The following is a 24,515-nucleotide window of genomic DNA, read 5'->3' as shown; positions in this document are numbered from 1 at the left end:
GGGGGAAAAAACGTGAAGGAAGCAGTAATTGTTGCAGGTGCAAGAACCCCTGTAGGAAGAGCAAATAAAGGATCACTCGCAAACTCGAGACCAGATGATTTAGCAGCATTAACGATTAAAGAAACATTAAAACGTGCAGGAAACTATGATGGCAATATTGATGATGTCATTATCGGTTGTGCAATGCCAGAAGCAGAACAAGGTATGAACATGGCACGAAATATTGCTGGGCTAGCAGGACTAAAGCATGATGTACCAGGAATTACGATTAATCGCTATTGCTCATCAGGCTTGCAAAGTATTGCCTATGCAGCAGAACGAATTATGGTTGGTGCAAGTGATACGATCATTGCCGGTGGTGCAGAATCTATGAGTCTAATCCCTATGGGTGGCCATGTAATTAAACCTAATACAAAGCTAGTTCAAGATGCTCCGGGATATTATATGGGAATGGGTCACACCGCTGAAGAAGTGGCAAATCGATTCCATATATCACGAGCGGACCAAGATGCATTTGCGGTTCAAAGTCATGAGCGTGCTGCAAAGGCGATTAAAGAAGGCAAATTTAAAGATGAAATTGTTCCAGTTGAAGTATCACAGCGAGTTGTGGGTAATAAGAATGAAATTGAAGAGAAATCGTTCACGTTTAACATGGATGAAGGAGTACGTCCAGGAACAACTACAGACGTACTAAGCAAACTTCGCCCAGCATTTAACGTAAAAGGTTCTGTAACTGCTGGTAATTCCTCACAAATGAGTGATGGTGCTGGGTCCGTACTTTTAATGGATCGTGAGAAAGCTGTTTCAGAAGGATTGCAGCCACTTGCTAAGTTCCGCTCATTTGCTGTAGCAGGAGTTGAGCCGGAAATCATGGGTGTTGGCCCAGTTGAAGCAATTCCGAAAGCATTGAAGATTGCTGGACTTAATTTATCAGACATCGGATTATTTGAATTGAATGAAGCGTTCGCCTCACAATCTGTTCGAGTTATTCAAGCACTAGACTTGGATCCAAATATTGTAAACGTGAATGGCGGAGCAATCGCACTTGGTCATCCACTTGGTATGACAGGTACGAAATTAACACTAAGTTTGATTCATGAAATGAAGCGACGCAACGTACAATATGGTGTTGTAACCATGTGTATTGGTGGCGGTATGGGAGCTGCCGGCGTATTTGAACTATTGTAAACTATGAGAATATGGCCTTTTGGCTAAAGTAAGGAAAGTGGGAAAGATGTTATGTAGTTTGAGCCTAAGTCGCTACCGTTCACAACGAAGTGGCCAAAGTTCATATTTTATTATGATAGAAATCTAATAAAAGAGGTGCCACACATGTGGCACCTACTAAAACATTCCATTATGGAAAGGAACGAATTACATGAGCGAAACGAAAGATAAGATTTTTAAAGGTGGAGCCTTTCTAATTGAAGATTTAACTGGTGAGGATGTTATTACACCAGAAGATTTTACGGATGAGCATAAAATGATTGCTAAAACTACGGAAGATTTTGTAGTGGGCGAAGTGTTACCAAAAGTAGAAAACCTAGAAAACCATGAATTTGAACATTCAGTAGACTTGTTGAAAAAAGCTGGGGAACTGGGACTTCTTGGTGCTGATGTTCCAGAAGAATATGGTGGTCTTGCATTAGACAAAATCAGTTCCTCTTTAATTACTGAAAAGTTTTCACGTTCTGGTGGGTTCTCAGTAACTCATGGTGCACACGTTGGAATTGGCTCACTTCCAATTGTATTTTTCGGTAATGATGATCAAAAAGAAAAATATTTACCAAAATTAGCAACAGGTGAATTGTTGGCAGCATATGCATTAACAGAGCCGAGTTCTGGCTCTGACGCATTAGGTGCGAAAACAACAGCTAAATTAAACGATGCAGGAACACATTTCATTCTAAACGGTGAAAAACAGTGGATAACTAACTCAGCATTTGCGGATTTGTTTATTGTTTATGCAAAAATTGATGGCGAACACTTTACGGCATTTATTGTGGAACGTGATTTTGTGGGTGTATCTACAGGTCCAGAAGAAAAGAAAATGGGTATTAAGAGTTCATCAACTCGTACATTAATTTTAGAAGATGCTGAAGTACCAGTTGAGAATCTTTTAGGTGAAAAAGGACGCGGTCATATTATCGCATTTAATATCCTGAATGTTGGTCGATATAAGCTTGCAATTGGTGGTGTTGGTGGATCAAAACGTGGAATTGAAGTAGCCACTAAATACGTAAATGAACGTAAACAATTTGGTAGAGCTATATCAAGTTTCAGCCTAACACAAGAAAAATTGGCAACAATGGCAGCGAGAACTTATGCTAACGAGAGTGCAGTTTATCGTACAGTTGGATTATTCGAACAACGTATGGGTGCATTAACTGATGAACAATTAAAGGATGGGCGAGAAGTAGCAAATGCAATTGCCGAGTATCAAATAGAATGCTCTATGAACAAATACACTGCTACCGAATGTCTTGACTATGTTGCTGATGAGGCGGTACAACTACATGGTGGTTATGGCTTCATGGAAGAATATGAAGTTTCACGCATGTATCGTGACTCAAGAATTAATCGAATCTTTGAAGGGACAAACGAGATTAACCGTTTGATCGTACCTGGCACCTTATTGAAAAAAGCTATGAAAGGTGAGTTACCACTACTTCAAAAAGCACAAAGCTTACAGGAAGAGCTCATGATGATGATGCCTGAAGAAGTTGGCGATGAAACTTTAGAACAAGAAAAATATTTATTAAGAAATGCAAAGAAAATGGTATTACTTGGTGCTGGTCTAGCTGCACAGAAATACATGCAGAAGCTGGAAAATGAACAGGAAATCCTGGTTAACCTAGCAGATATGACTGCTGAAGTGTACAATATGGAGTCAGCAATACTTCGTACAGAAAAAGCAATTAACAAAAATGGAGAAGATAAGAACAAACAAAAACTTCTTTACACCCAGGTATATGTACAGGAAGCATTCAACCGTATTGAAGCAGATGCGAAAGAAACATTAATCGCAGTTGAATCAGGTGATACACTACGTATGATGCTTTCATCTTTACGTAAACTTACTCGCCATACTCCGACTAATGTGATCGCGAAGAAACGTGAAATTGCTGCTAAAGTAATTGAAGAAGAAAAATATGTAGTTTAAAATAGAACAAAAGCGCAAGCGCCCGTTTAGCGACGTATGGGCTACGCCCGCGCATCGCGGGTGGGTCGACGTTGCCGCGCAAAGCGGCGAAGTTAGTCGATCTTCCTTAAAGGAAACACGAAGAGCGGTAGCGATTCGATGTTGACTTATCGTAAGGAGGATCAGGAAGCCCACTAACAGCACGGGCGCTGGCCGATGAAAACGCCACGTCCTTGAAAAAGAAAAGCGCTTTTTCTGCGTGCGATGCTTTTCAGGGGAGCTTTCCTTGTCCTGTGGCGTCATCGGCACTAGTACGTCCTGTACGTCGGAGCTGGACGTGGCTTAAGCAGTAAATAAATTATTTACAGGCTCCTATTTTTATAATTTCCTAGACAAAGAAAAAGCCTTAACCTTAGTCACTTTGCAGTGAAGGGTTAAGGTTTTTTAATGCGCAGGTAAAAGTTCACAACTATATAGACTAAAACCATACTATTTTTGTTATAATGAAGGTAGTTGTTAAATGAGTTAGGGAGGTATGCAGATGGAGTTAAAATTTTATTGGTACCCGAATTGTGGTACATGCAAAAAAGCTAAAAAATGGCTGGACGACCATCATATTGACTATAAGAGCATACATATTGTAGAGGATTCTCTCACGAAAGAAGAGTTGTTAGAATTAATAGCTAAGAGTCATCTTCCTGCTAAGAAGTTTTTTAATACGAGTGGAAAGAAATATCGTGAATTAAACATTAAGGATAAAATAAGAGATGCAAATACAGAGGAGATGGCTGAAATTCTAGCCTCTGATGGCATGTTAGTGAAACGGCCAATTGTAACTGATGGTCAAATAGTAACGGTTGGTTTTAAAGAAGAAACGTTTGACGAAATATGGGGATAAGAAATTAAGCTAAAATACTAGAAAAAAGTATATATACCTAGTATAGTAATAATGCAATTAATTAACGGAGGGATTTCAATGAGTTTACCAAAAGATTTATTATATTCAGAAGAACATGAATGGGTAAAAAAAGAAGACGGTAAAGTACAAATTGGCATTACAGATTTTGCACAATCTGAGTTAGGGGATATTGTATTTGTTGAGCTTCCAGAAGTGGGAGACGAAATTGAGGTAGATGAGCCTTTCGGAAGTGTAGAATCAGTGAAAACAGTTTCTGAATTGTATGCTCCAATTAGCGGCAAAATTGTAGAAACGAACGAAGAGTTAGAGGACAGCCCTGAATTTGTAAATGAATCTCCATATGAAAAAGCATGGATGGTTGTTGTGGAGCCATCTAATGAATCAGAACTTGATGAATTATTGTCTGCTGAACAATATCAAGAAGTTATTGAAGAAGACTAATACATGAATGAACAAATAAGAAGGCTGACTTACACCCTGTAAGTCGGCCTTCTTACTGATTAATGAGCAAATGGTAAATTTAATTTTAAATATGTAAGATATAGAAAAGCTGTTATTGCATAAACTAAAAAAGGGTCTAATTGGTGTGTTATATTAGATTTGCCATTTAGAAAAGAGTATAATTCGTTAAACGTTGCTTGTTATGTAAAGTAAGTTTTTTCTGATAGGGAGAGCTATGATATGGTGACAAATGATTTAGAAAAAGTTATCATTGTCGAAGGATTAACTGATAAAAAGCAGATCGAAAAAATAGTAACAGAAGATATTGAGATTATCTGTACAAATGGCACGCTTGGTGTTGAACGTTTTGACGAGCTGTTGGATTTGTATGATTTAGATAATAAAGATGTGTTTGTATTCGTTGATGAGGATAGCTCAGGGATTAAATTGCGTAAACAATTAACTAGAGAACTTCCACATGCTGAGCATATATATATAAGCAGTGAATATCGTGAAGTAGCAACAACTCCTGAACACATTCTTGCGACTGCTTTGGTAAGTAAAAGCATAGAAGTTAATCCGATATTTTTAATTTAGGGTGGTATTTTTGCAACAGATTACAGATCAAAAAAAAGAAAAGAGTAATTATTTATTATATGTCTATACACCATTTTGTGGTACATGCAGCTTAGCAAAATCAATGCTGGATAAAATTGAATCAGTACATGGGGAAAATATTTTTTATGAGATGAATGCTTCCTTGCACCCAGATTTTATGCAAAACAACCAAGTTGAAAGTGTACCATGCTTATTAATTAAGGAAGATAATCAGATCAAAGAAAAGATTTATGCCTTTAAGTCAATACCAAATATTTATAGCTATTTAATGAAATATAAACCGGAGTTATTTATAAACAATTAATTTCTGTTGTTTTGGAGTGTATATAAGTTGGACCTGTGAATAATTTATTAACTATGTTAGCCGTGTCCAGCTTCAGCGCCCAACGGCTAGTAGGCTTCCTGATCCTTCTTACGATAAGTCAACATCGATTCGCTACCTCTCTTCGTGTTTCCTTTATCTCATGCGGATAAGTCCAGCCCATACGTCGCTAAACGGGCGCTTGCGCTTTTGTTCTTGACAGATAAAATTGTCCGTGCTACTATTTATTTTATCGATTTTTAATTAAATATTTTTTATCTCTTATCTTGAGCGGTGGAGGGGCTGGCCCTATGAACCCGCGGCAACCTCAAACGATTTTTGTTTGAAAGGTGCCAATTCCTGCAAAGCGTTGCTTTGACAGATGAGAGAACGTAAAGACTACATATAATTACGTCTTTCTGTTCTCTTACAGAAAGGCGTTTTTTTTAGTTAGTTGGAAACAATAGTGTATGAAGGTGGGATACGCGTGATATCAATTGAGGGTTTAAGTAAATTTTTCACATCAAATAAAAATAAAATTACAGCTGTAGATGATTTAACCCTTGATATAAATGAAGGTGAGATATTTGGAGTGATCGGCTATAGTGGAGCGGGTAAAAGTACGTTTGTCAGGTTGTTAAACCGATTAGAAGAACCATCAGCAGGAAAAATCGTAATTGATGAGCAAGAAATTACTGCCATGAATTCGAACCAACTGCGCATAGCACGTCAAGAAATAGGCATGATTTTTCAACATTTCAATTTACTTTGGTCCAGAACCGTAAAAGATAATATTGCATTTCCCTTAGAGATTGCAGGTGTCTCAAGATCTAAACGCGAGGAACGTGTTCAACAGTTAATTGACCTAGTGGGGTTAGGTGGAAGAGAGAATGCGTATCCATCCCAGTTAAGTGGCGGACAAAAGCAAAGGGTTGGAATTGCCCGTGCATTAGCAAATAATCCAAAAGTATTACTTTGTGATGAAGCAACTTCAGCACTTGACCCCGAAACGACAAATTCGATTCTGGATTTGCTTGTGGATATTAATGAAAAGTTAGGCTTGACGATCATCCTTATTACACATGAAATGCATGTGATCCGAAAAATTTGCAATCAGGTGGCTGTAATGGAAGAAGGAAAGGTTGTAGAACAAGGTGATGTTCTTGATGTTTTCTTACGACCAAAACAAGTTGTAACAAAAAGATTTGTGGAACAGGTTATGGGGACGAATGAGGAAGATGATGGTGTGGCATACTTAATTGATATTTATGAGCGAGGAAAGCTTATTCGTCTCCATTTTGTAGGTGAAACAACAAATCAGGCTCTCATTAGTCAAGTTGCTAAAAAGTTTGCGATTGAGATAAATATTCTCCAAGGGAAAATCACACAAACACAGGCAGGGGCTTATGGTACTTTGTTTGTACAAGTTGATGGAGAGTCGAATGAGATTGATAAAGCAGTAGAATTTATTACGAATGAGACCTCAGTGGAATTGGAGGTGGTTCGTGATGTTGATGGAACTATTTCCTAATCTCAATACAGACGATTTGTGGACAGCTACGTTTGAAACGTTTTATATGACGATCATAGCAATTGTAGGTACTTTTATCTTAGGGATTGCACTTGGTTTACTCTTGTATTTAACAATGAAGGGGGGGATTTGGCAAAATAAAATTCTCAACTTTATCGTTGCAACATTTGTAAATGTGTTTCGCGCAATTCCATTCATTATTCTAATCTTACTGTTATTCCCGTTTACAAACTTTTTAATTGGAACGATTCGTGGACCCAACGCGGCTCTACCAGCTCTTATTATTGGTGCTGCACCGTTTTACGGGAGGTTAGTTGAGATTGCATTAAAAGAAATTGATAAAGGTGTAGTTGAGGCTGCAACGTCAATGGGAGCAAAAACACGCACGATTATTTTTAAAGTATTATTACCCGAATCAATGCCAGCACTAGTTTCGGGAATTACCGTTACAGCAATAGCCTTAATTGGCTATACAGCTATGGCAGGGGCGATTGGTGCTGGAGGTTTAGGAAGTTATGCATATTACTCTGGTTTTCAGCGTCGGGATTTTGATATTGTATTTATCTGTTCCATCGTTATTGTAATTATCGTGTTTATTTTTCAGTTTATTGGAGATTATATTTCTTCTAAATTGGACAAAAGATAATGTGGATAAGAATGGGTTAAAACCAATTTTTAAAATTATAAAAAACAAGGGGAGTTTTTAACATGAAAAAGATTTTAGCATTTGTTTCAGTATTATTTATTCTAGTACTAGCAGCATGTGGAGGAAATGATTCTTCAGGTGATGAGAATACTATCACAGTAGGTGCTTCTAGTGTACCACATGCGGAAATACTTGAAGAGGCAAAGCCTATTCTTGAAGAAGAGGGTGTTACACTCGAAATTGAACCGTATGAAGATTATGTGTTGCCAAATGATGACTTAGCTAGTGGAGAACTAGATGCCAACTATTTTCAACATATTCCATATTTAGAACAAACCATTAATGATACTGGTTATGATTTAGATTATATTGATGGTATCCATATTGAACCAATAGGTGTTTATTCTCAGTCTATTGCAGGCATTGATGAAATTCCAGATGACACAGAGGTACTTTTAAGCAATTCAGTACCTGATCACGGTCGTATTTTAGCATTGTTTGAAGATAAAGGCCTAATTAAACTTGATGAAAATGTAGAAAGAGAAACAGCAACTGTGGAAGATATAGTTGAGAATCCAAAGAACTTACAATTCTCACCTGATTATGATCCAGCGATGTTACCGGAGTTATATGAGACAGAAGAAAATACACTCGTTGTCATTAACACAAACTACGCTATTGGTGCTGAATTAAATCCTGTAGATGATGCTATTTTTATTGAGGGTAAGGAATCTCAGTATGTAAATGTTATCGCTGTTAAAACAGAAGATAAAGATAATGAAGCATTAAATACACTTGTAGAAGTTCTGCAATCGGAAGAAATTCAGGACTTTATACTAAAAGAATATGAAGGTGCTGTTGTACCAGTAAGTGGTGAATAGGACTTTTAGCTGAATTTTTAGCATTCCATAGTATATGCGAGCAATACGTTGAATGTTATTAAGAAGTGTTTAATATGTAAACTTCAGTCATTTATATGCAAATGCAGTCTTATTTAAGCGTTTATATCCGTTTTGTATTGGGAATTGTCCTTATGTTAGCATTATAAATGTGTTAAAAAACCGAAAGGATGATTCACTATTTTTAGTGGAATACAAATGAACTACACTCCAGAGATGGAGAAAGCAATGCAACAATCACACGGTATGAGCTTCGAGGAGTATGGACGTAAGTTAGAAAATCGAATTACGGTTGAAATGAGAAGACAACAAGAATATCGTGACTGCCAAAAGATGGTTGCTCAATTTGATAAACAAATCCATAAATAGAGAAAACAGATGCTGGTGCTGCTATTAAAGCACCAGCTTTTTTTGTTGTCTAGGAAATTATAAAAATAGGAGCCTGTAAATAATTTATTTACTGCTTAAGCCACGTCCAGCTCCAGCGGCCCAACGACTAGTGGGCTTCCTGATCCTCCTTACGATAAGTCAACATCGATTCGCTTAGCGAAGGAAGGCCGACTAAAAACGGACTTTGCGCCCAACGTCGGCATACCCCTATGAAGGGGCATGTTTCCTTTAAGGAAGATCGACTAACTTCGCCGCTTTGTGCGGCAACGTCGACCCACCCGCGATGCGCGGGCGCAGCCCATACGTCGTTAAACGGGCGCTTGCGCTTTTGTTCTTTCTTTTTGAGTATAAATTTAGGTATAAGAAAGAACATAGGTTATGCTATAGTTAGACTGTTGAACATACAAGAAAAAAGCAGTAGCAACAAAGATATCAATTAGTTTAAAAGAGTTGATTATAGATTCGAAATGCTTTAAGATTATAATGAGAATAAATTGAGAATGGATTTAAAATTCATTTGAAAATAATGAACTATAATAGTAATTGGAGGTATTTACATGGCAGGATCAACACTAGAAATTAAAAATCTTCATGTATCAATTGAAGGTAACGAAATATTAAAAGGTGTAAACCTTACGATAAAAGGTGGAGAATTCCATGCAGTTATGGGACCAAATGGTACCGGAAAATCAACACTCGCTTCTGCAGTCATGGGACATCCAAAATTCGAAATCACACAAGGTAGTGTACACCTTGATGGTGAAGACGTATTAGAAATGGGTGTAGACGAACGTGCCCGTGCAGGTCTATTCCTTGGAATGCAATACCCAAGTGAAATTAGTGGTGTAACAACTTCAGACTTCTTGCGTTCTTCTATTAACGCTCGACGCGCGGAAGGTGATGAAATTTCTTTAATGAAATTCATTAAAGAAATGGATAATACATTGGATTATTTAGAAATTGATAAAAACATGGCACAACGTTATTTAAATGAAGGATTCTCTGGTGGAGAGAAAAAGCGTAATGAAATCCTTCAACTTATGTTGTTAAAACCAGAAATTGCAATCTTAGATGAAATTGACTCTGGTTTGGATATTGATGCATTAAAAGTAGTATCTAAAGGAATTAATAAACTACGAGACGATAACTTTGGTTGTTTAATTATTACCCACTACCAACGTTTGCTTAACTATATTACACCAGACACTGTTCATGTAATGATGCAGGGACGTATTGTGAAATCAGGAGGTCCTGAACTAGCAAAACGTTTAGAAGCAGAGGGATATGAATGGATTAAAGAAGAACTAGGAATTGAAGACGAAACTGTAGGGCAAAAAGCGTAATAGTAAGGAGGAGTAATATGACTGTTGAGACAAAGCTTCCATTTAATAAAGAGTATATAGATCAATTTTCCCGTGATAGAAATGAACCAGAATGGATGAAATCATTACGCCTTCAAGCTTTTGATCAAGCTGACACGCTAGAATTGCCTAAGCCTGATAAAACAAAAATAGGTAAATGGAATTTCAGTCGTTTCAAACACGAAGCACAAGGTGAGAAGATTTCTTCATTAAGTGAATTACCAAAAGAAATACAAGATTTTCTTGACCAAGAGAATGCACCTGAAAATTTATTAATTCAACGTAATCAATCAGTTGCATATACAGCACTGAAGGATGAGCTGAAGAATAAAGGTGTTATTTTTACCGATATTTTCACTGCTCTTGTGGAACATGAAGATTTAGTGAAACGTTATTATATGAAAGATGCTGTTTCTGTTGATGAACATCGACTAACGGCACTTCATGCAGCACTAATGAACGGTGGTATCTTTGTATATGTTCCGAAAAATGTACAACTAGAAGAACCATTACAATCTATTTTTTGGCAGGAAGACCCGGAAGTAGCATTGTTTAATCATGTGTTGATTGTAGCAGATGATAATAGTTCCCTAACATACGTTGAGAATTATATTTCACATAATCATGAACAGGAAACAGTGGCAAATATAGTTACCGAAGTTATTGCACATAACAATGCAAAAATTTCGTTTGGTGCAGTTGATAACTTCGCAGCTGGTACAACAACATACGTAAATCGACGTGGTGTTGCGTATCGTGATGCAACCATTGATTGGGCGCTAGGTCAGATGAACGATGGTAATACTGTTTCTGAAAATGTTACACATCTTGTTGGAGATAATTCTGAGTCAAACGCGAAAACTGTTACAGTTGGTCGTGGAAAGCAAATTCAGAACTTCACAGCTAACATTACTCACTTTGGTAAGGAATCAGAGGGGCACATTCTACAACATGGTGTTATGAAGGATAGTGCATCGTCTATTTTTAATGGTATTGGAAAAATTGAACATGGAGCATCTAAGTCCAATGCGGAGCAAGAATCTCGTGTATTAATGTTAAGTGAAAAAGCACGAGGGGATGCTAATCCTATCCTTTTAATTGATGAAGATGATGTTACTGCTGGACACGCGGCATCTGTTGGCCGAGTAGATCCACTTCAATTATATTATTTAATGAGTCGTGGGATTACGCAAAAGGAAGCAGAACGTTTAATAATTCATGGTTTCCTTGCCCCAGTAGTAAATAAATTACCAATTTCTTCAGTGAGGGAACAATTAACACAAGTAATTGAAAGGAAAGTATACTAATGGATGTAAAGGCTATACGGCAACAATTTCCAATTTTAAATCAGGAAGTAAATGGTCATCCTTTAGTATATTTAGATTCTTCTGCAACATCACAAAAGCCGTTGCCTGTTATTGAAGCTGTTAATGCTTATTATCGACAAGATAATTCAAATGTGCACCGTGGCGTTCATACACTAGGCACACGGGCTACTGATAAATACGAGGGTGCTCGTGAGAAAGTACGACGATTTATCGGTGCCAATAGTACTGCAGAAGTAATATTCACACGCGGTACAACTACAGCAATTAATACAGTGGCCTATAGCTATGCACGAGCTAACTTAACAGCTGGGGATGAAATTGTAATTACACCTATGGAACATCACAGTAATATTATCCCTTGGCAACAAGCAGCAAAAGCTACAGGTGCAACACTAAAATATATCCCGTTACAACCTGATGGAACGTTAGCACTGGATGATGTCCGTGATACAATAACTACTAACACAAAAGTTGTAGCTGTAACGCATGTATCTAATGTTTTAGGAACAATTAACCCTATAAAAGAGATTGCTGCTATTGCTCATGAAAATGAGGCAGTTATCGTAGTAGATGGTGCACAAGGAGCACCACATATGAAGGTAGATGTGAAGGACCTTGACTGCGATTTTTATGCATTTTCTGGACATAAAATGTGTGCACCAACTGGAATTGGGGTATTGTATGGTAAACGCGATCATTTAGAAGCTATGGAACCTGTTGAATTCGGTGGCGAAATGATTGATTTTGTAAACCTTTATGATTCCACTTGGAAGGAATTGCCTTGGAAATTTGAAGGTGGGACTCCTATAATTGCTGGAGCTATTGGCTTAGGTGCAGCGATTGACTTCTTAAATGAAGTCGGTATGGATAATATTACAGCAAACGAACAAAAATTAGCAGATTATGCAATGAAGCAATTACGTACAATAGATGGTATATCCATATTTGGCCCTGATAAACGTGCAGGCCTTGTTACCTTTAATCTTGATGAGGTACACCCTCATGATACAGCTACAGTGCTTGATGCTGAAGGTATAGCTGTTAGAGCTGGACATCATTGCGCACAGCCTTTAATGAGGTGGTTAGATGTTACTGCTACAGCACGTGCAAGTTTTTATCTATATAATACTGAGAAAGATATCGATCGACTGGTCGAGGGACTTTTGAAAACAAAGGAGTATTTTGGTGATGTCTTTTAACAACCTTGATACACTATATAGACAAGTAATAATGGATCACTATAAAAATCCACGTAACCGAGGTGTCGTGGAAGGTGACGCACTAAGCATTGAAATGAATAACCCGACCTGTGGAGATCGAATTCAGCTACAATTAAAAGTAGAAGATGAAATCGTTAAAGATGCCAAATTCGATGGAGAAGGTTGTTCAATTAGTATGTCATCTGCATCAATGATGACCCAAGTAATTATTGGAAAAAAACTTGATGATGCATTAAAGATGTCGAGAGCTTTTTCACAAATGATGCTTGGTGAAGATATAGACGTTGAGGGTTTGGATTTGGGCGATATTGAAGCTTTGCAAGGTGTCAGTAAGTTTCCTGCACGTATTAAATGTGCAACCCTTGCATGGAAGGCAATGGAAAAAGGTGTTCAAGAAGATTAGTAATGCAAGACTGGTTAAATTGCGACTACAGTACTAGTAATTCTTGTTCGTCGTAAATCTAAAGGAGGTTTTTCACATGGCAAAGCAAATGCCGGATATGGAAGAATACAAATATGGCTTTCATGATAAAGACGTTTCGATTTTTCGCTCCGGAAGAGGTTTAACTCGAGAAATAGTTGAAGAAATTTCAAGAATGAAGGAAGAACCCCAGTGGATGCTGGATTATAGATTAAAAGCATTGGAACAGTTCTACAAAATGCCAATGCCACAATGGGGTGGAGATCTTTCAGAATTAAATTTTGATGAGATCATCTACTATGTTAAGCCGTCAGAAAGAACTGAGAATTCCTGGGATGAAGTTCCTGAAGAAATTAAACAAACGTTTGATAAATTAGGTATTCCAGAAGCAGAACAAAAATATTTGGCTGGCGTATCAGCACAGTATGAGTCTGAGGTTGTATACCACAGTTTAAAAGAAGATTTAAGCGATATGGGTATTGTATTTAAAGATACAGATACTGCACTGAAAGAAAATGAAGATCTTTTTAAACAATATTTCGGAAAAGTTATTCCAGCATCAGATAATAAATTCTCAGCATTAAACTCTGCAGTATGGTCTGGTGGATCGTTCATTTATGTACCAAAAGGTGTTCAAACTACTACACCACTGCAAGCATATTTCCGTATTAACTCGGAAAATATGGGACAATTTGAACGTACACTTATTATTGCTGATGAGGGTTCATCTGTTCATTATGTGGAAGGTTGTACAGCACCAGTTTATACAACAAATTCATTACACAGTGCTGTTGTTGAGATCTTTGTTCATAAAGATGCATATTGCCGTTATACTACTATCCAAAACTGGGCAAATAACGTATATAACCTAGTTACAAAGCGTGCCTCTGCTGATGCAAATGCGACAATGGAGTGGATTGATGGCAATATTGGTTCCAAATTAACTATGAAGTATCCATCTATATTATTAAAAGGTGAAGGTGCTCGTGGTAATACGTTATCCATAGCGATTGCTGGACGTAGCCAACATCAGGATGCAGGAGCTAAAATGTACCATCTTGCACCTAATACGTCATCCACGATTGTTTCCAAATCCATTTCAAAACAAGGTGGTAAAGTATCATATCGTGGTATGGTTCACTTTGGGCGCAAAGCAAATGGAGCTCGTTCCAATATTGAATGTGATACACTAATTATGGACAATGAGTCAACATCAGACACTATTCCATACAACGAAATCTATAATGACAATATCTCATTGGAACACGAAGCAAAAGTTTCGAAGGTTTCTGAAGAGCAGTTATTCTACTTGATGAGTAGAGGACTTAGCGAAGAAGAAGCGACTGAAATGATCGTAATGGGCTTTATTGAACCATTTACGAAAGAACTTCCAATGGAATATGCAGTTGAAATGAACCGACTAATTAAGTTTGAAATGGAAGGTTCAATAGGTTAATAAAATAAGTTGAAAAGTACTCGCTTCGGCGAGTGCTTTTTTGTTTTTTGATTTATCAGCAATGAAATTTCTAAATGTATTTGATTAGGAATCCCAAACAATCAATGCTAGTATATTTAATAGAAGTTCATCACAGTAATATACGTTATAGATGGAAGGGATTTAGTTGGTTTACGTAATTTGTGTATTAATTGGAATAGTAACAGCATTCGTAGGAAGCCTCGTTGGTTTAGGTGGCGGGGTGATTTTAGTTCCGACAATGTTGTTTTTATATCAATATACGGAGTTATTTTCATGGGCAACACCACAGACCATTGTCGGTATTTCCCTAATTGCTATGGTATTCACTGCTTTGTCTTCTACCATTTATTATTCCAGAAATGGTCGAGTGGATTATAAAACAGGATTATTGTTTTTAACAGGAAGCATACCAGGTGGTTTTATTGGATCATGGTTAAACCAATATGTCAGTACGGATGATTTTTCGCTTTATTTTGGTTTTTTAATGATTGTTTTGTCGTTGCTGTTTTTAATTAGAAGAAAGACTGCAATGAAGGGAATAACTGAAACAAATAAGTCTTTCCAAACTTTCCATATAGATGGCAAGACATATTATTACACTGTTGCCATATGGCAAGCATTTTCGCTTTCATTAGTGGTTGGAATGCTTTCAGGATTATTTGGAATTGGTGGGGGTTCAGTTATAGTTCCCGCCATGATTTTACTATTTGGAATCCCCGCCCATATTGCTACTGCTACATCGATGTTTATGATTTTCTTTGTTAGCATGGTAAGTGCAGGTACGCATATAGCTCTCGGTCACATTGCGTGGGAGTATGCCCTTTTCTTTATTCCTGGGGCATATATTGGTGGCACTATCGGGGCTAAGGCAAATCAGCTTTTCCAAGGTAAAACACTTGAAAGGATTTTACGAATATTACTTATTGTTATTGGTATACGTTTAATTATGGAGGGACTAATATGAGGAGTATAAATACATGCTAGAGAAAATATATTTTTATTATACAAATGACTTACATAGTGATTTTGAGCATTGGTCACGTGTTGCTGGCTACTTGAAAGGTGCTAAAGCAAATCATAACACTAAAAATGAATCCTGTTGGCTACTTGATATTGGTGATCATGTAGATAGGGTTCATCCAATTGCAGAGGCATTTATGGGTCAGGCGAATATTAGATTGATGAATGATGTTGGTTATGATCTTGCTACAATTGGTAACAATGAAGGGATTACTTTAGCACATGAAGATCTTTTCCATTTGTATGATAAGGCGAATTTTCAGGTAGTTTGTGCTAATTTTCATAATGTGCAAGGTAAAGAACCTGAGTGGCTTAACACGACGGTAACCATCCAATCTATAAATGGAGTAAAGATAGGCATTATTGCTCTTACAGCACCATTCAATGCTTTTTACGAACTTTTAGGTTGGTATATATCTCCTCCATATAACACATTAGCAAGGTATATAAAAGAATTAGAAGAATCTACTGATGTTATTGTATTTATGTCTCACCTTGGTATTAATGAGGATCAGGAAATTGCTCGCAGATTTCCACAGTTAGATGTAATTATTGGTGGACACACCCATCATTTGTTGCGTCAAGGTGAGATTGTAAATAATGCGGTTATTACTGCTGCCGGTAAGCATTGTGCTTTTGTGGGAGAAGTCATCTTAACGTGGGACCATTCTGCTCAAAAGCTTATTAAAAAAGAAGCTTATACAACGGATATTACCCATTTAGAAAAAGATCAACAAACAGAAGAGACGTTACATGAACTCTTTGTAGAAGCAACTACACAATTAGATCAGTCAGTTATTGAAATGAAACACCCATTAGATGTACAGTGGTTTGAGCATACAGAAGTTATGCAACGGCTTACTAATACTTTAAAAGAATGGACAAACGCTGAGTTTGCAATGTTAAATGCTGGATTATTACTTGATCACCTACCAGCTGGAAAGGTAACTTATGGTGATATACACCGAATTTGCCCACATCCTATTAACCCCTGTGTCGTAGAATTAAGTGGTGATGAGTTAGTAGAGGTTATCCGAGCATCGTTCACAAAAGAGTTGATGGAGTTAACCTTAAAGGGTTTCGGTTTTCGGGGAGAAGTTATCGGACGAATGATATATTCGGGACTGACTGTGGAGACTGAGTTTCTAAGCGATGGAAATGAATATGTATCTAAAGTAACTTGTAATGGAGAGCCACTGGATCCAAACAAGAATTACTTGGTAGCAACTGCAGATATGTTTACGTTCGGTAGATTGTTACCGGAGATAGCGAGGTCCAAGACGAAAAAATACTTTTTACCAGAATTTCTTCGTGATTTGTTAGCGGATACGTTAAGGAAAAGTTTTTCTACGTAAGTCTGATTTAATCGTGACAATGTCCCCCTTGTGTGCATACACATATAATGTACATCTAGAAGGAGGCATATCGTTTTTATGATTACTGTGAACCCTTTAGAAGTTGATGGAATGTTTTTTACAGCGATTGTTGTAGAATTGCCAAAAACAAACTTGTTAATGATCTCCAATGAAGTAGGGTACATTATGTGCGGGGCTTTAGACGTTGATCTACTGAATAATGTTTTGGCTGATAGAAAAATTATTGCTGCTCGTGCAGTTGGAGTAAAAACAATAGATGATCTCTTATATGCTCCACTCGAAAAAATTACCGACGCTTCAAAAGCATATGGCTGGGAAAAAGGTATGATTGGCCGAGATGCTTTGATAAAAATTTCGTAGTTATTATGTCTCCCTAGTTGGAGGCATATTTTATTTATAAGGAAAGTATAACTAGGAAAGTCTTATATCTACAGAATCAGCCGCACCCAGCTCCGACGTACATGATAAGGAATGCTTCGAAAGCGAAACAATACACGATGAAAAAGGACGTGGCGTTTTCATCGGCCAGCGCTTAGACACTCGAGTCATAAGCAGTTCGAAGTTGGTAAAGGCGTCCACACTACGCGACGTGCTTATGTTTGTCGTTTTTTTCAGGGCACTTAAGCTATTGTTCTTTATACATGTAAACTATTTTTGAAAACTGTAAACAATAGCATTTTATTTATAAATTTGGTATTATTTTAATGAGGATTTTGTCGAAATGATTCGTCTATTGTCGAGATGAAGTAGTTAGGAGAACATTATGAGACTTGTAAACACAAAATCAATTAAAATAGAAACACGTCTTGGACAAACAATCTATAATGATAATGGACAAACGCTGCTGCAAAAAGGCATAAAATTAAGTGAGAGAATGATTAATCGTTTAATTAATCAAGGTATTACATATGTATACATAGAAGAGCAGGAAACTAGTGATATACAAGTAGAATCTACTATTTCTGAGGAATTACGATTGGAAGCAACAAACACAATTAAAGAAGCATTCCATGATATGAAGAAAAATGGTTTTATGGAGCAATCCCATATCCTTAATAAAAATGGAAGAAAATTATCGGATATCGTTCACCGAATTATGGAAGAAATACAAGGAAATGAAAATTCATTATCTTTACTTTCTGATATTTTTGTAACGGATAATTATATCTTTCAACATTCACTAAATGTAACTATCTATTCACTCGCTATAGGTTTGGAATTAAACCTAACAGAAAGACAATTAACGGAAATAGGTACTGGTGCTATGCTACATGACATTGGCAAAATATTCATAGACCAGGAAATCCTGCAGAAGCCGGATAAATTGACGGATGAAGAATTTGAAGTAATTCAAAGCCATACGGAGCTGGGGTTTAATTTTCTAAGAAAACATATAGATATTCCAAGTGTAATAGCTCATTGTGCTTATCAACATCATGAAAGATTAGACGGAACTGGTTATCCACGTGGAATCAAGGGTGATGACATTCACATGTATGCAAAATTAATCGGTGTTGCTGATGTATTCGATGCGGTTACTAGTAATCGAGTGTATAGAGATGCATTGTTACCACATGAAGGCCTTGAAATATTGTATGCTGGTGCTGTTAGTTTATTTGAAAAAGATATGGTTACAGCGTTTAAGAATAGTGTTGCAGTATATCCTGAAGGCTTAACAGTTGAACTCAGTGATAAGCGGGTAGGCGTTGTCACCAGACAAAACAAGTATCTTTGTGATCGACCGTTTATTAGAATTATTGAAGAGAAAGATCAACGAATACAATCCCCTTACGAGGTGGATTTGGCAAGTGTTGTAAATGTTACCATTACAAATTGTATCTCATGAAATTATAGGAATTGAATTATTCTAACCCTCTTAATACAAGCATAAGTTGTTTTAAGGGGGGTATTTAAGTTGAGACAACGAATGAGTTTTAAGAAAAACAGTACATCACCACCTCCAGTAAGGTTTATTCTAATGGTGACAATGATTGTATTTGCTGTCCTGGTATTTATCAGTATTGAAATAATTGATAAAGGTATTACACCACCACTTATGGATATCGCTGAAGAAAAAACAATTGAATTTGCAACCAGGACAATTAATGCTGCAGTTCAATCTACTGAAAATATAAATTTTGAAGATCTTATAGAGATAAGAAGTATGGATGATAATGGCAATGTGTCAACACTGGGATGGAAATCTGCTTCTGTTAATCGTGCACTCCGAATTGCTACACATCGTGCTGAATATTTTTTATATGGTATGAATAAGGGAGAAACAATTGACACCGACGACCCGGATTTAGAGCCTATCGAATATGGTGATACAGCAAACGAGTTAGCTGACAAAGATCCCACTGTTGCAGAAATTCCTATCGGGCAAGCAACGGGCAATACAGTATTAGCTAACTTAGGTCCAAAAGTTCCTGTTCATTTTGAAATTGTAGGTAGTATTGAATCTGATGTTGTTCATGAAGTTAAAGAATTTGGTATTAACGCAGCGTTAGTCGAGATATATATACCGGTAACCGTTAATGTTCAAATAGTAATTCCTTTTTCCACTTCAACTGCTAAAGTAAGTACGAAAGTATTTATTGATTCACGTGTTATTATGGGAGATGTACCAGAATTTTATAATAGAGGTGGAGGAGAAGGGCCATCTATTTCTATTCCTAGAGATACTATAAATAATGACTAAAATAAAATAGAAAATACAATTCATTAAAACAGTGCTTACAGGGTAATTCTCTCATCTAATATGGTGGGAGAAATTTTTGTAAGATGAATTATTATTAGAAAAATAAAATACATAAAAAATTTGTATAATGTTTTGACATAGTCAAAAAGTACCGTTATAATACAATCATCAATATCAGAAAAAAGTAAACATTATAAACATTCCTTCTTACAAGATTGGACAAACCCTAATTTGTAAGAAGGAAAAGGAAAAAGAGGAGGTCTACACATGGAAGCACGTTCACAATGGGGATCAAGAGCAGGATTTATTTTGGCAGCTGTAGGTTCAGCGGTCGGTCTAGGTAATATTTGGCGGTTCCCAGCTACAGCATTTGAAAATGGTGGGGGAGCATTCTTCATTCCATACTTATTTGCGCTACTAACAGCAGGTATACCACTATTGATTATGGAATTTACCATGGGTCATAAATATCGTGGTTCAGCACCGGTGGCGTATAAGAAAATGAGCAAAAAAACAGAATGGATTGGTTGGTGGGCTGTACTAGTCGCCTTCGTTATTTCAACATACTATTCCGTTATTATTGCTTGGGCAATGTCGTACTCTGTATTCTCATTCAATTTAAATTGGGGAGCAGACACAGAAACGTTCTTATTTAATGATTACTTGAATTTAACAGTTGCTCCTGGTCAAACAGGTGGATTTGAACCTGGCGTACTTATACCATTACTTATTGTTTGGGCTGTTGTATTAGGAATTTTATTTAGAGGTGTTAAAAAAGGTATTGAAATTGCAAACCGGATATTTATACCGTCATTAGTCATAATATTTCTAATCATTGTTATTCGAGCAATTACATTACCTGGAGCAATGGAAGGTTTGAATGCTTTCTTCGCACCAGACTTTAGTAGTATAGCTTCTCCTGGTGTATGGGTTGCAGCATATGGACAAATATTCTTCAGTTTATCTATTGCATTTGCAATAATGATCACATATTCCAGTTATTTACCGAAGAAAACAGATTTAACAAATAACGCATTTATCGTTGGTTTCGGTAACTCAAGTTTTGAATTGTTAGCTGGTATTGGTGTATTTTCTGTTTTAGGGTTTATGGCTTCACAAGCGAACGTACCTGTTGATGAGGTAGTAGCTGGTGGTGTAGGTCTAGCCTTTGTTGTATTCCCAGCAATCATTAACGAATTCCCAGCACTTAATGAACTTTTTGGGTTCCTATTCTTTGCTTCATTAGTTCTAGCAGGTCTAACATCTCTAATGTCGATTACAGAAACGTATGTTGCTGGTCTAGTTGATAAATTTAAGATTTCCAGAGCAAAAGCTGTATTATTTGGTGGTGGAACAGCTGCAGTTATTTCATTACTCTTTGCTACACAAGGTGGTTTATTCTTCTTAGATGCAGCTGACTATTTCATAAACCAATTTGGTGTTGCGTTTATTGGATTGGTAGAAGTAATACTCGTTGCTTGGGTGTTGCGCAAGTTAAAAGAATTTCAATCACACGCAAACGAAATTTCAGATATTCGTTTAGGATCTTGGTGGACAATAAGCTTAGGTGTTATTACACCAATTGTGTTAGGTTATATGATGATAAGCCTATTTAAGCAAAACCTATTGAAGGAATTTGCAACAGATACTGGTAACTATGAAGGTTACACAGATACATTTATTCTATTTGGTGGATGGTTTGTTGCAGCAGCAGCTATTGTTGTAGGTGTCTTACTTTCACTAAGTAAATGGAATTCATCTGATGATGCAGAAGAAGAAACTAAGAAAACTGGGGAGGCAAAATAATATGACCGGTAGTGCTATCTTTGTTATGATCCTTGGTATGGTAATTATATGGGGTGGTTTGGCAGCCAGTATTAGGCATGCTATAAAAAAAGCAAAAACTTCAGAATAATAACTATAAATAAGCGAAGAGCCTTTACTGATGTGAAGGCTCTTCGTTTTTAATTATTGCTGTGGGCCATTCGTTCCCATTTCCTTAAATAAGGATATGGATCAAAAGACCATTCACTATAACCATTGTCTTTGTACATCCCATAATGTAAGTGTGGAGGAAATTTACCTGATGTACCAGGTGGACCATAACCTGTAGAACCAACACTACCAAGAACATCACCAGGTTTAACTACTTGACCAACTTTAATATCATCACTATACCCATTCATGTGTCCATAATAATGGTAAATATTATATATATCCCGTATTCCTAGTCGCCATCCCCCGTATAGATTCCATCCTTTCATTTCTATGACTCCATATGTGGTAGATTTAATTGGTGTACCATAACCGGCAAATATATCCGTTCCCTCGTGAATCCGGTTTCCCCCAAAACCACGACGATCCCCCCAAGTGTTATGAAAGGTATAATTATGAGCTATTGATACCGGGAAATCACGGTCAGTTAGATTAATATCCTGAAATTTCTTAAACACTCTTGAATTACTAATAATCGTCTGTACAGTGAGATCTCTTTTATAATAATTCCATAGTGCAATCTTTATATCATCTTGAGTTTGCCCATACGTGAGAAGCATATTTGCCATTGTAAACAGAACATCTTCAAAGTCATCTGGATCAGCTTTATTGTCGCCGTTCCCATCCATCCCATTTCCGTTAAATAACATGACAATATCTTTGTCCTTGTTTAAGGATACGTTACCAGCTCCAAACCATATTTCCGGAGGTATTGTAATCGATATAAGTTTTTCTTCTTCCGTACTTTTTTGAGCATTTCGTTCATATTGGTCAATGGCAGCGATATAATACCATGGTATTTGAGTTAATGCTGCGGTTTTTTTGTATAAAGCCATTCGTTCTTTATATTTTTGCTCTTCTGCTTGCTCTTCAGCTTGTACAGAACTAAAATATGGAGCCATAAATAATAAAATGACAAGTAGTAGATAAGTTCGTCTTAATCGCAAAGCGTTTCACCTCTTGAAACATATATATTTATTTGTAGTCTGCACATATATAGAAAAATAATGATGTTTTTTTTGATAGGGACTAACACTATATTTGTTAGTCCCTAATGCAACATTTATTCGTCCATGGTATTATCTAACCCTTGTGGTGTCTTTTCCATCTCCTTTATAATTTGTTTGATTGTATTATCGTAATTTTTATGGTCAACAGTTGAGTTATGCAGGCTTTGTATATCTTGCATAAGCATATCATTTTCAGATACATATATTTTGAAGTACCTTGGCAGAACTGACATAGCTGTTTTACGAGCCATTACAGCAGCTTTTTCTGAATCGGTCTCTTCATCTTTGCGATACGCTATTAGTACTTCTTCATCAGTAACAAGAGTTCCTACTTGTTCAAATCCATCGCTACGCAATATAATTCTTGTGATCATGTCCGCCAACTGAGTTCGATCAATAGTTGCTGTATGATTTCTCTCATTATCGTTCTCCAGTTCATCCTTTGAAAAATTTACATATCCCAGTCTATCGTTTTGGCCTGGATCGGTTTGTGTTTCATTTTGTTCGTTATCTTGTAAAGGATCCATTTCATCGGCAACTCTTTCATCATTTGCGCTATCAGTATCTCCACAAGCTGTTACTGCCAGTAATATACCAGTAATGAACAAAAGAAGAAATTTTTGATACATTGTATACCTCCTCACTACCAAAAAGTTTTATTCGCATCCTTAGTTTGATGTATAATGATAAAATTCATGCAATGAATTATAATGAAAATCTAGTTTATTGGCAGTTAAGTGTGATAAACTATAAGCAGTTTAAGCGGGGTGAATTTCGTTGATTGAAATACAAGGGAAAAAGTACGAAATTATTGAAAATATAAAAGATGGTTTTCAAGAGGAAAACGTAAATGAACGTTATTCAGATGTCTTGTCTAAATATGACTTCATAGTTGGGGACTGGGGTTATGACCAGTTAAGATTAAAGGGGTTCTATAATGATCAGAATGCTAAAGCAACGTTTGAGACCAAAATCGGTTCTTTAGATGATTATTTGTATGAATATTGTAATTTTGGATGTTCGTATTTTGTTTTAAAGAAAGTGGATTAACTAAACAAATAATTAGAACAAAAGCAAGAAGCGCCCGTTTTGCGACGTATGGGCTGCGCCCGCGCATCGCGGGTGGGTCGACGTTGCCACCGAAAGCGGCGAAGTTAGTCGATCTTCCAAATCCGCATGAGATTCACTCTGACTTTCGCCATTATTGGCGAAAAGTCAAGTTCATCTAAAAGAAAACAGGCCCCTTCATAGGGGTATGCCGACGTTGGGCCGGGAGCCCGCTTTTAGTCGGTCTTCCTAATGCTTAAGCGATTCGATGTTGACTTATCGTAAGGAGGATAAGGAAGCCCACTAGCAGTACGGGCGCTGGCCGATAAAAACGCCACGTCCTTGAAAAGGAAAAGCGCTTTTTCTGCGTGCGATGCTTTTCAGGGGAGCTTTCCTTATCCTGTGGCGTCATCGGCACTAGTACGTCCTGTACGTCGGAGCTGGACGTGGCTTAAGCTGTTAATAAATTATCCACAGGCTCCTAAATTTATAATTTCCTCACTAGCGTTGCATAAAAAAATTTAAAGATTATCAAACGTTTAATTTAGGAATTTATTCCCAATTATGTTTTGTATAGAATATTCAGATTTTATTTTTGTTTGCTATTAAGAAAAAAGGACAATAGGGCTTTAGAGGTAGTCCTTCATCCATTTTTTGTAAATTATTTAAATG

25 protein-coding genes and 1 riboswitch are annotated in these 24,515 nt (G+C 36.9%); of the genes, 23 read left to right on the top strand and 2 right to left on the bottom strand.

Annotated features, from left to right (window positions below; all coding sequences use genetic code 11):
- Nucleotides 1-12 precede the first annotated feature (12 nt).
- The 22 genes from ACFQ3N_RS14865 to ACFQ3N_RS14760 all read left to right on the top strand — a co-directional run bounded on the left by ACFQ3N_RS14865 (nucleotide 13) and on the right by ACFQ3N_RS14760 (nucleotide 21,706).
- The gene (locus ACFQ3N_RS14865) at nucleotides 13-1,188 is read left to right on the top strand and encodes an acetyl-CoA C-acetyltransferase (RefSeq protein ID WP_390363326.1); all 1,176 of its coding nucleotides are present in this window, start codon (nucleotides 13-15) and stop codon (nucleotides 1,186-1,188) included.
- Nucleotides 1,189-1,378: 190 nt separating this feature from the next.
- Nucleotides 1,379-3,163 (top strand): acyl-CoA dehydrogenase family protein, encoded by a 1,785-nt coding sequence (locus tag ACFQ3N_RS14860; protein ID WP_390363325.1) that lies wholly within the window; start codon nucleotides 1,379-1,381, stop codon nucleotides 3,161-3,163.
- 520 nt (nucleotides 3,164-3,683) lie between these two features.
- Entirely contained in the window at nucleotides 3,684-4,040 is a 357-nt protein-coding gene (locus tag ACFQ3N_RS14855; RefSeq protein WP_390363324.1) for an arsenate reductase family protein, read from the top strand.
- Nucleotides 4,041-4,118: 78 nt separating this feature from the next.
- Nucleotides 4,119-4,502 carry a glycine cleavage system protein GcvH gene (gene gcvH, locus ACFQ3N_RS14850; protein ID WP_390363323.1) on the top strand — a complete coding sequence of 128 codons (384 nt, stop codon included), beginning with the start codon at nucleotides 4,119-4,121 and terminating at the stop codon, nucleotides 4,500-4,502.
- 240 nt (nucleotides 4,503-4,742) lie between these two features.
- Nucleotides 4,743-5,099 carry a toprim domain-containing protein gene (locus tag ACFQ3N_RS14845; RefSeq protein WP_390363322.1) on the top strand — a complete coding sequence of 119 codons (357 nt, stop codon included), beginning with the start codon at nucleotides 4,743-4,745 and terminating at the stop codon, nucleotides 5,097-5,099.
- 10 nt (nucleotides 5,100-5,109) lie between these two features.
- Nucleotides 5,110-5,424 carry a thioredoxin family protein gene (locus tag ACFQ3N_RS14840; protein ID WP_390363321.1) on the top strand — a complete coding sequence of 105 codons (315 nt, stop codon included), beginning with the start codon at nucleotides 5,110-5,112 and terminating at the stop codon, nucleotides 5,422-5,424.
- A 276-nt stretch (nucleotides 5,425-5,700) separates the two neighbouring features.
- Nucleotides 5,701-5,810: riboswitch (SAM riboswitch) on the top strand.
- A 98-nt stretch (nucleotides 5,811-5,908) separates the two neighbouring features.
- Nucleotides 5,909-6,952, top strand: a complete 1,044-nt coding sequence (locus ACFQ3N_RS14835; RefSeq protein ID WP_390363320.1) for a methionine ABC transporter ATP-binding protein — start codon at nucleotides 5,909-5,911, stop codon at nucleotides 6,950-6,952.
- Nucleotides 6,930-7,598, top strand: a complete 669-nt coding sequence (locus tag ACFQ3N_RS14830; protein WP_390363319.1) for a methionine ABC transporter permease — start codon at nucleotides 6,930-6,932, stop codon at nucleotides 7,596-7,598. The genes ACFQ3N_RS14835 and ACFQ3N_RS14830 overlap by 23 nt, the downstream gene beginning before the upstream one ends.
- Before the next feature lie 62 nt (nucleotides 7,599-7,660).
- Nucleotides 7,661-8,479: a MetQ/NlpA family ABC transporter substrate-binding protein gene (locus ACFQ3N_RS14825; RefSeq protein ID WP_390363318.1), complete on the top strand. Its 819-nt coding sequence runs from the start codon at nucleotides 7,661-7,663 to the stop codon at nucleotides 8,477-8,479.
- Between the two features lie 216 nt (nucleotides 8,480-8,695).
- Complete coding sequence (locus tag ACFQ3N_RS14820) at nucleotides 8,696-8,866, top strand: hypothetical protein (RefSeq protein WP_390363317.1); 171 nt, start codon at nucleotides 8,696-8,698, stop codon at nucleotides 8,864-8,866.
- Nucleotides 8,867-9,444: 578 nt separating this feature from the next.
- Nucleotides 9,445-10,230 (top strand): Fe-S cluster assembly ATPase SufC, encoded by a 786-nt coding sequence (gene sufC / locus ACFQ3N_RS14815; RefSeq protein WP_390363316.1) that lies wholly within the window; start codon nucleotides 9,445-9,447, stop codon nucleotides 10,228-10,230.
- Between the two features lie 17 nt (nucleotides 10,231-10,247).
- On the top strand, nucleotides 10,248-11,555 hold the full coding sequence (gene sufD, locus ACFQ3N_RS14810) for a Fe-S cluster assembly protein SufD (protein ID WP_390363315.1): 1,308 nt from the start codon (nucleotides 10,248-10,250) through the stop codon (nucleotides 11,553-11,555).
- Complete coding sequence (locus ACFQ3N_RS14805; RefSeq protein ID WP_390363314.1) at nucleotides 11,555-12,775, top strand: cysteine desulfurase; 1,221 nt, start codon at nucleotides 11,555-11,557, stop codon at nucleotides 12,773-12,775. Before sufD ends, ACFQ3N_RS14805 begins: the two co-directional genes overlap by 1 nt.
- On the top strand, nucleotides 12,765-13,199 hold the full coding sequence (sufU, locus tag ACFQ3N_RS14800; protein WP_390363313.1) for a Fe-S cluster assembly sulfur transfer protein SufU: 435 nt from the start codon (nucleotides 12,765-12,767) through the stop codon (nucleotides 13,197-13,199). Before ACFQ3N_RS14805 ends, sufU begins: the two co-directional genes overlap by 11 nt.
- Before the next feature lie 76 nt (nucleotides 13,200-13,275).
- Nucleotides 13,276-14,673 (top strand): Fe-S cluster assembly protein SufB, encoded by a 1,398-nt coding sequence (gene sufB / locus ACFQ3N_RS14795; RefSeq protein ID WP_390363312.1) that lies wholly within the window; start codon nucleotides 13,276-13,278, stop codon nucleotides 14,671-14,673.
- Between the two features lie 166 nt (nucleotides 14,674-14,839).
- Entirely contained in the window at nucleotides 14,840-15,658 is an 819-nt protein-coding gene (locus tag ACFQ3N_RS14790; RefSeq protein WP_390363311.1) for a sulfite exporter TauE/SafE family protein, read from the top strand.
- A gap of 13 nt (nucleotides 15,659-15,671) precedes the next feature.
- Nucleotides 15,672-17,069 carry a bifunctional metallophosphatase/5'-nucleotidase gene (locus tag ACFQ3N_RS14785; RefSeq protein WP_390363310.1) on the top strand — a complete coding sequence of 466 codons (1,398 nt, stop codon included), beginning with the start codon at nucleotides 15,672-15,674 and terminating at the stop codon, nucleotides 17,067-17,069.
- A 78-nt stretch (nucleotides 17,070-17,147) separates the two neighbouring features.
- Complete coding sequence (locus ACFQ3N_RS14780) at nucleotides 17,148-17,450, top strand: YunC family protein (RefSeq protein ID WP_390363309.1); 303 nt, start codon at nucleotides 17,148-17,150, stop codon at nucleotides 17,448-17,450.
- Between the two features lie 403 nt (nucleotides 17,451-17,853).
- A complete protein-coding gene (locus ACFQ3N_RS14775; protein WP_390363308.1) occupies nucleotides 17,854-18,936 on the top strand; it encodes an HD-GYP domain-containing protein in 1,083 nt (360 codons plus the stop codon).
- Between the two features lie 69 nt (nucleotides 18,937-19,005).
- Nucleotides 19,006-19,791, top strand: coding sequence for a sporulation protein YunB (gene yunB / locus ACFQ3N_RS14770; protein WP_390363307.1), 786 nt, complete (start codon nucleotides 19,006-19,008; stop codon nucleotides 19,789-19,791).
- Between the two features lie 267 nt (nucleotides 19,792-20,058).
- Nucleotides 20,059-21,597, top strand: a complete 1,539-nt coding sequence (locus ACFQ3N_RS14765) for a sodium-dependent transporter (protein ID WP_390363306.1) — start codon at nucleotides 20,059-20,061, stop codon at nucleotides 21,595-21,597.
- A 1-nt stretch (nucleotide 21,598) separates the two neighbouring features.
- On the top strand, nucleotides 21,599-21,706 hold the full coding sequence (locus ACFQ3N_RS14760) for a methionine/alanine import family NSS transporter small subunit (protein ID WP_390363305.1): 108 nt from the start codon (nucleotides 21,599-21,601) through the stop codon (nucleotides 21,704-21,706).
- A 49-nt stretch (nucleotides 21,707-21,755) separates the two neighbouring features.
- Here ACFQ3N_RS14760 and ACFQ3N_RS14755 read toward each other — a convergent pair whose 3' ends face one another.
- Both ACFQ3N_RS14755 and ACFQ3N_RS14750 read right to left on the bottom strand, forming a co-directional pair.
- Complete coding sequence (locus ACFQ3N_RS14755) at nucleotides 21,756-22,688, bottom strand: M23 family metallopeptidase (RefSeq protein WP_390363339.1); 933 nt, start codon at nucleotides 22,686-22,688, stop codon at nucleotides 21,756-21,758.
- 161 nt (nucleotides 22,689-22,849) lie between these two features.
- Nucleotides 22,850-23,425, bottom strand: coding sequence for a YhcN/YlaJ family sporulation lipoprotein (locus tag ACFQ3N_RS14750; RefSeq protein ID WP_390363304.1), 576 nt, complete (start codon nucleotides 23,423-23,425; stop codon nucleotides 22,850-22,852).
- Between the two features lie 148 nt (nucleotides 23,426-23,573).
- Between ACFQ3N_RS14750 and ACFQ3N_RS14745 the strand changes: the two genes are divergently transcribed.
- Nucleotides 23,574-23,846 carry a YutD family protein gene (locus ACFQ3N_RS14745; protein ID WP_390363303.1) on the top strand — a complete coding sequence of 91 codons (273 nt, stop codon included), beginning with the start codon at nucleotides 23,574-23,576 and terminating at the stop codon, nucleotides 23,844-23,846.
- The last annotated feature ends 669 nt before the right edge of the window (nucleotides 23,847-24,515 follow it).

The sequence above is a fragment of the Virgibacillus byunsanensis genome (genome assembly GCF_042675965.1).
GTDB lineage: Bacteria > Bacillota > Bacilli > Bacillales > Amphibacillaceae > Virgibacillus_R > Virgibacillus_R byunsanensis.
The sequence above is the reverse complement of the archived record's forward strand: the minus strand, read 5'-3'. Positions and strand labels throughout refer to the sequence as shown.